This window comes from Streptomyces sp. NPDC014864 (genome assembly GCF_043081525.1).
GTDB lineage: Bacteria > Actinomycetota > Actinomycetes > Streptomycetales > Streptomycetaceae > Streptomyces.
The window spans coordinates 1-6,391 of sequence record NZ_JBIBWT010000044.1 but is presented as its reverse complement, the minus strand read 5'-3'; the positions used below and the strand labels follow the sequence as shown (position 1 = coordinate 6,391).

At 65.4% G+C, this 6,391-nt stretch carries 5 protein-coding genes; 3 read left to right on the top strand and 2 right to left on the bottom strand.

All coding sequences use genetic code 11. The annotated features are described in order from the left end of the window. Positions 1–192: 192 nt before the first annotated feature. On the bottom strand, positions 193–1,035 hold the full coding sequence (locus ACF1A5_RS33675; RefSeq protein ID WP_392196647.1) for a Ku protein: 843 nt from the start codon (positions 1,033–1,035) through the stop codon (positions 193–195). Positions 1,036–1,193: 158 nt separating this feature from the next. Here ACF1A5_RS33675 and ACF1A5_RS33670 point away from each other — a divergent pair, with 158 nt between their 5' ends. From ACF1A5_RS33670 to ACF1A5_RS33660, 3 genes are read left to right on the top strand one after another with little or no spacing between them, the layout of a single operon-like run. After that, a complete protein-coding gene (locus ACF1A5_RS33670) occupies positions 1,194–2,285 on the top strand; it encodes a tyrosine-type recombinase/integrase (RefSeq protein ID WP_392196646.1) in 1,092 nt (363 codons plus the stop codon). Continuing rightward, the gene (locus tag ACF1A5_RS33665; RefSeq protein ID WP_392196645.1) at positions 2,282–4,783 is read left to right on the top strand and encodes a tyrosine-type recombinase/integrase; all 2,502 of its coding nucleotides are present in this window, start codon (positions 2,282–2,284) and stop codon (positions 4,781–4,783) included. Before ACF1A5_RS33670 ends, ACF1A5_RS33665 begins: the two co-directional genes overlap by 4 nt. 1 nt (position 4,784) lies before the next feature. Further along, complete coding sequence (locus tag ACF1A5_RS33660) at positions 4,785–5,336, top strand: DUF6262 family protein (protein ID WP_392196644.1); 552 nt, start codon at positions 4,785–4,787, stop codon at positions 5,334–5,336. Positions 5,337–5,341: 5 nt separating this feature from the next. Here the strand turns inward: ACF1A5_RS33660 and ACF1A5_RS33655 are convergent, their stop codons facing one another. After that, positions 5,342–5,830 carry a DUF6924 domain-containing protein gene (locus tag ACF1A5_RS33655; protein WP_392196643.1) on the bottom strand — a complete coding sequence of 163 codons (489 nt, stop codon included), beginning with the start codon at positions 5,828–5,830 and terminating at the stop codon, positions 5,342–5,344. Between the last annotated feature and the right edge of the window lie 561 nt (positions 5,831–6,391).

Here is a 6,391-nt window from a genome sequence, read left to right as displayed (position 1 = left end):
CCCTGAACGCTTTCGACATCACCTTCGACGGCCGCCTGTCGGCGGCCCGTCAGCAACCTCAACTACCGCAGTTACACCACTCGTTTGACAGTCCCCACGCGACCCCCCTTGGCGGCCCGCCGGGGTGGTTCTGGAGGCGGCGCGTGGGGAGCGGGTGCGGGAGGGGTGACACGGGAGCGGGCGAGGAGTGGTTCAGGCGGTCTTCGGCTTTCGGCCCGCGGTCTTCTTGCCGGCCGTCTTCTTCGCTGTCTTCTTGGCCGTGGTCTTCTGCTTCGGCATCTCATGGACCTCGGCGTGCTCGCCCCTAGACGCTTTCGCCTTCTCGACGGACGCGTTCAGGGCGGCCATCAGGTCCAGGACCTTCCCCGGCTTCTCCGGCTCCGGCGCCTCCGGCAGGGGCTTCTCCTCGCGTTTCGCTTCGATGATCTGCTCCAAGGCCTCCGTGTACGTGTCGCGGAACTCCTCGCCTTCGAGATCGTCGCGGCTCATGGTGTCCATCAACGCCAGCGCGCCCTCTATCTCCGTGTCGTCGATGTCGACGGCCGGCGGGGCGAGCTCGGCTGGGTCGCGGATTTCGTCGGGCCAGCGCATGAGGTGGAGGACGAGGACGTCGTCGCGGACGCGGAGGATTCCCAGCCGTTCGCGACCGTGCCATGCCCACTTGGCGACGGCGACCTTCGAGGCGCGCGCGAGGGCCTGGCGCAGGAGCTTGTACGGCTTGGCGGCGACCTGCCCGTCGGGGGAGAGGTAGTAGCCCTCGCTGAGCCGGATGGGGTCGATCGTCTCCAGCGGCACGAACGCGTCGATCTCTATGGCCTTCGCCGTCGGCAGGGGCAGGTTGGCCAGCTCGGCGTCGCTGATGGGGATGACCTGTGTTTTGGAGTACTCGTAGCCCTTGCCGATCTCCGACTGCTGTACCTCTCGGTCTTCGAGCTCGCAGATCTTTCGGACGCGGACGCGGCCCATGTCGGCGAGGTGGTACTGGTGGAACCGCACCGAGTGATCCTCGGTCGCGGACTGGACATGGATCGGCACGGTTATCTAGATCTCGTTCTTGGGTGTGAGGGACGTGAGGTCAGGTCTCATTCGTCTGTGTGGCTGATGGGTATCTGATAGGTCGCTGTGGTGTTTGGCTCGTTAGTCCGTACGTGATCTATCGAGCTGAGAAGGCTGAAGTACCAGGCTCCTCGCGGGTGGCCTGGGTGGTCGTCGACGGGGGCTTCCGGCTGCATCGTGAGTCGACCACGTTCTTGGAGCAGGTCCGTGGTCTGGGCCGGTCGGTGAACACTGAGCGGAACTACGCGAGCCGGGTGGCTCTGTATCTGACCTGGTGTGATGAGCGGGGGCTGCGGTGGTCGGAGCCAGGCTTCGAGAACTTGCTGAGGTTCCGGGATTGGCTGGTGAGCGTCCCTCTGCCGCCGCGGGGCCGCCGGAACCGGTCGGTGATCCGCTTCCGGCAGGACGGCAGTGCCAATGCGGTTCTGGGGACAGTGACGCAGTTCCTGCTGTTCGGTGTCGGGCCGGGCTGGGTCTCCGAGCAGGTGGCCATGTCCTTGGCCAAGCCGAAGTTCTTGCGGTTCTTGCCCGATGGGGCCGCAGGCGAGGGGGGTGGCGCCAGGGTCGTCACGGAGCGGACCTTGAAGTTCGCCACGACCGATCCGGGGATCGAGTACTTCACACCGGAGCAAGTCGAGTTGATGATCCGCATGGCCCGGAATGCCCGTGACCGCTTCCTGATCGTGCTGATGCGGGCCACCGGTATGCGGATCGGCGAGACGCTGGGCCTGCGGCGGGCCGATGTGCATTTCTTGGCGGACTCGCGCCAGCTGGGTTGCCACGTCGATGGCCCTCACGTTCATGTGCACCGACGGCGGGACAACGCCAATAATGCGCTGGCGAAGTCCCGGAAGTCCCGAGCGATCCCGGTGACCGCAGATGTCGCCGGTTACTACCGGGACTATCAGTGGGAACGTGAGACGGTACCGGAGGCAGCCGACAGCGACATGGTGTTCGTGAACCTGTTCCGTGCGCCGCTGGGACGGGCGATGAGCTACCCGAACGCCAAGCAGCTCTTCGACCGCTTGGCAAAGTGGGCCCAGATCGTGGCTCGGCCTCACATGCTCCGCCACACTGCGGCGACCGAGTGGATCAGGGCCGGGGTTCCCCGGGATGTCGTCCAGGAGCTGCTCGGACACGAGTGGCCCGGGTCGCTCAAGCCCTATTTGCACACCACCGACCGGGAACGGCGCGAGGCCGTCGAGCGGGTCGCGGCAGGTGTCCGATGACGGCCGTTCTCGTCCCGGCCGAGCGGACGGTCACGCCGCTGGGCATCGACTGGGTCGGCTGGCAGAACTGGCTTGGTGAGCACATCGATGCTGCCTGGCGGCCGGGCGAGTGGAATCAGGACTTCTGGCTGTTCACGGGAGACCTGAACAGCTCCCGCACAGCGGCAGTGGGATGCCGAACCCCGCGTTGCCGGGCCATCCTCTCTTCCCGGGGCCGTTGCCACAGCTGCACCCGCGCCCAGGAAAAGAGCGGACTGGCCTGGGAGGAGTTCGAAGCTCAGTTCGTTCCTTCGGCTCGGCCACGCGGCAGCGACCCGGCTCTTTGCGAAGTTGTCCGTGACTCGGTGAGATGCGGCAGGGTGAGCGTCGGCGTGACGCTCTGCAAGGGCCACTACAACAAGTGGAGGCGCCATTGCCGCCGGCACGGCCGGCGGCTCCCGATCGCTGAGTGGGTCGACGCTTTCGGCATTGACCCGTTTCCCCCGCCTCCTGAGTGCTCAGTCGGCGGATGCCCGAACCGGCGCATCAGCGAAAAAAGCCCCATCTGCAACTATCACCAGCGCCGGTGGCTTGAGGCCGGCCATAAAGGAACCGCCAACACACCACAAATTCGCCGCTGGGCAGCGGAACAGCCTCCCTTGCTGACCGCTGCCCAGTTCTCCCTCGTCCAGCTCCCGTCACCGCTTCGGCAGGAACTCGCCCACGGAATCCAGCAGCGAGACGAGCTGGGCTCGACCATGCAGCCGTTTGCGATGCGGGCGATCGTCAGTGCGGCGTTGGCCACGGGGGCAACGAGCCTGCTACTGGCGGCCGACACCCTGAAGAACAGGATGCGGACCACCAACGATAGATCTGTCCTGCGTCAGCTGACCTGGTCGGTGCACCAGGGATATGTCGCCTTCAGCGGCCACGATCTGCGGGGCGAGGACCACTTCGACCTGCGGGCGGCAGGGCTGAAGGGTGCCACCCGCTCGGGCCGGCGCAAACAATTCGGCGGTGTCGATCTGACGGTCATCCCCCAGCCGTGGTTGCGCCAGGTTCTGAAGCGACGGGCCGAGGCTGAAAAGCCCACGGGCCCAGCGTTCAGGAGATGGCTCAGGGCCTGCGTCATCGCAGGTCACGGCATGAATAGACTTCCTGGCGGCGGTATCGACACCACCGCCTTGGACTTCGCACACATGCAGGCTGCGTTCGATGAGATCGCCGCCTCCGTCGACGAGGACGGTCGCCTCTACGGCGCTGGATACCGCGGTGATCTTTGGACCGCGTTCTGTCAGTCGATCGACTTCGGGCGCCTGGCCGACCTGCTCGACGCCCCCGGTTCATTCATGCGCCGCCCCTCCCAGCGCATCCCGGATGAGGACACCAACGAGGATGAGCTCGGCAAAGCGGTTCCGGAACATGTCATCCGCCAACTTGACGCCCAACTTGACTCGCTGGGCACCGGCGTCACCTACGGGGCCATGGACACCGCACACGTCAGAGCCATGTTCCAGACCGCCTACGTCGTCCTGCGGGACTCCGGCCGCCGCCCATTGGAAGTGGTCTCTCTCCCCCGCAACTGCCTCGAACGCGAACGTGACGAAGTGTCCTTGATCTGGAACAACCACAAAGGCCGCCGCATGCGGCGGCGTCTGCCCATCACGTCATCCACGGTGGCGGCAATCGAAAAATGGCAGGCCCTTCGGGACAGCTTGCCCGAGGCCCCGAGCGTCAGCGAGCCCTACCTGTTCCCGGCGATCACCTCCGCAGGAGGCTCGGACCACCTGATGAGCAACAACTTCAGTGCGGGCATGCGGACTTGGGTGGACGATCTGGAAACGCTGAACAGTGACGCCATGGACGCCGAGGGAAACGTGATTCCCTTCGACCGGTCCCTGATCTATCCGTACGCGTTCCGACACTCCTTCGCCCAGCGGCATGCCGACGCCGGCACCCCGATCGACGTGCTCAGAGACCTCATGGATCACGACGATCCGAAAACGACCATGGGCTACTACCGGGTCTCACTGGAACGCAAGCGCAAGGCGGTCAAAACACTCAGCCTGATGGTCACCGACCGGCAGGGAACCGCGACACCCTGCTCGTCGACCGCCTACGAACAACGGTCGGTGGCCGTGCCGTTCGGCGGCTGCACCGAACCGACCAACGTCAAGGCCGGCGGACACGCATGCCCCATCCGCTTCCAGTGCTCAGGCTGCGGATTCTACCGTCCAGACCCTTCCTACCTGCCCGCGATCGAGGACCACGCCAACAGCCTGCGGGCCGACCGCGAGACGGCTCGGGCGATGGACGCAGCGAGCTTCGTCATCGACAACTTCACCGCCCAGATCACCTCGTACGAAGACGTCGCGGCGAAGATGCGCGAACGGATGGCGGCCTTGCCCGAGGACGAACGGGCCGAGTTGGAGGACGCCGCCGCAGTGCTTCGCCGCGTCCGGGCCGGGGGCGACCACAAGCTCCTGCCCTTGACTGTGGTCCCCAAGACAGGAGGATGAGATGGCTGCCAGAACTCCCGCTGAAGTTCTCGCCGAATCCCGGCGGAATACCAGTCTCCTCAAACGCCAACGGGTGCTGGACACCATCCGGCTCATGCTGGATGACGGTGAACCGATCTCCTTCGCCGCCGTCGCTCGCGCTGCGAACGTGTCGACCTGGCTCGTCTATGCGGAAGGCGTCCGCGAGCACGTCCAGGCAGCCCTTCAGCGGCAGGAACAGGCTCCCGGCACCGCAGCCGTCCAAGGCCGCAAAGCAGGGCCCGCCAGCCTGCACGCCGACCTGGCCATGGCCCGCGAGGAGATCAAAGAACTTCGCGCAGAACGCGACGAGCTTCGAGGCGCCATGCGGCAGCAGCTCGGACATCAGCTCGACCAGATCAGCAACAGGAAACTGACCGAGAGGATCACCGAACTCACCGAAGCCAACAGGAAGCTCGAACACGAGTTGGCCGGGCTCCGGCCACTCGCCGATCACGTCCAGGAGCTTGAGCGAGACCTGGCCGCCGCCCGCACCAGCCTGCGGCAGATGATCCGCGAGGGGAATCAGCAGTAGCTGGTTCAGAAGGACCGGTAGATGCGGTCGGGATCGGCGAAGGCCGCCTCGGCAAACTCCGCGAAGTCCATGTTGGCGATCGACAGATTTGCGTGCACGTCGTGGACGCCGGCTGGGGCGGTCCGGAACTCTCGGGGCGGCGGGGAGTCGATGAGCTCCTGGTAGTACATCGGGTCGAGGTCTTCCTCTTCGTCCTCGGTGATGTCGAGGGCGAGCAGCGCGCGATGGGCAGACTGCATCGTGACCCGGTCGGCGAGGAACACAACGCTCAGGTTCTCGTCCCGCCTCGCCTCGTTGAGGACCTCATCGGGCGTGCGATCGGCCCAGGCAGGATCGTCGACGAGGTGAACAGAGGGCTCAAACTCGCCGTCGTCTCCCCACGGCTGAGCCAGGTCCGCGACCACCGCCTGCCATGCAGCCTCGTCCCCATAGTCGGTCCGGATGATCAGGGCATCGAATTCGTCACGCCCTGCAATCTCAGGCAGCTCTTTCACGCGACCCCTCCCACAGTGCCCGGCATGGGTCTGACTGTCTCATGAGCCACCGACAGCACCTTCGCGCGCCGCCTTGACCTTCGTCGTTGACGCCACTGACCTTACGTCCCTTCTCAAAGGGAAGGCGACTGACCTGCGTAAATGGTCGCCAGATCTAGATAAGCAGGCTGACCAGGCCGAAGCTGATGGCGCCGGACCAGATCGTTCGGGGCATGACGAACCTCCGCAGCAGGCCCCGAGCACCATCAGCCTACGAGCCACCCCCCACCACGTGCACCACACAAGCGCCCGACCGGTGATCCGCTACGGGCTCTTCGTGCACTTGAGGTGGCGAGAAAGGGGTTCTACGTTGTCGCCCTGACGCTGCACGCGTGGGGGGACGTCATGAAGATCGTGTGGTCGCTGTTTGCCCTGATGCTGGGCTGCCTGGGCCTCGGCGGGCTGATGAGCGCGGCCAGGGCTAGGTCCAATACCGGTGACTTTGGTGGGTTCTGGTCGTTGGGTGGGTTGTGCCAAGGCCGGGTCAGGTGAAGTCGTCGGGGGTTGATCGGTTCTCGGATC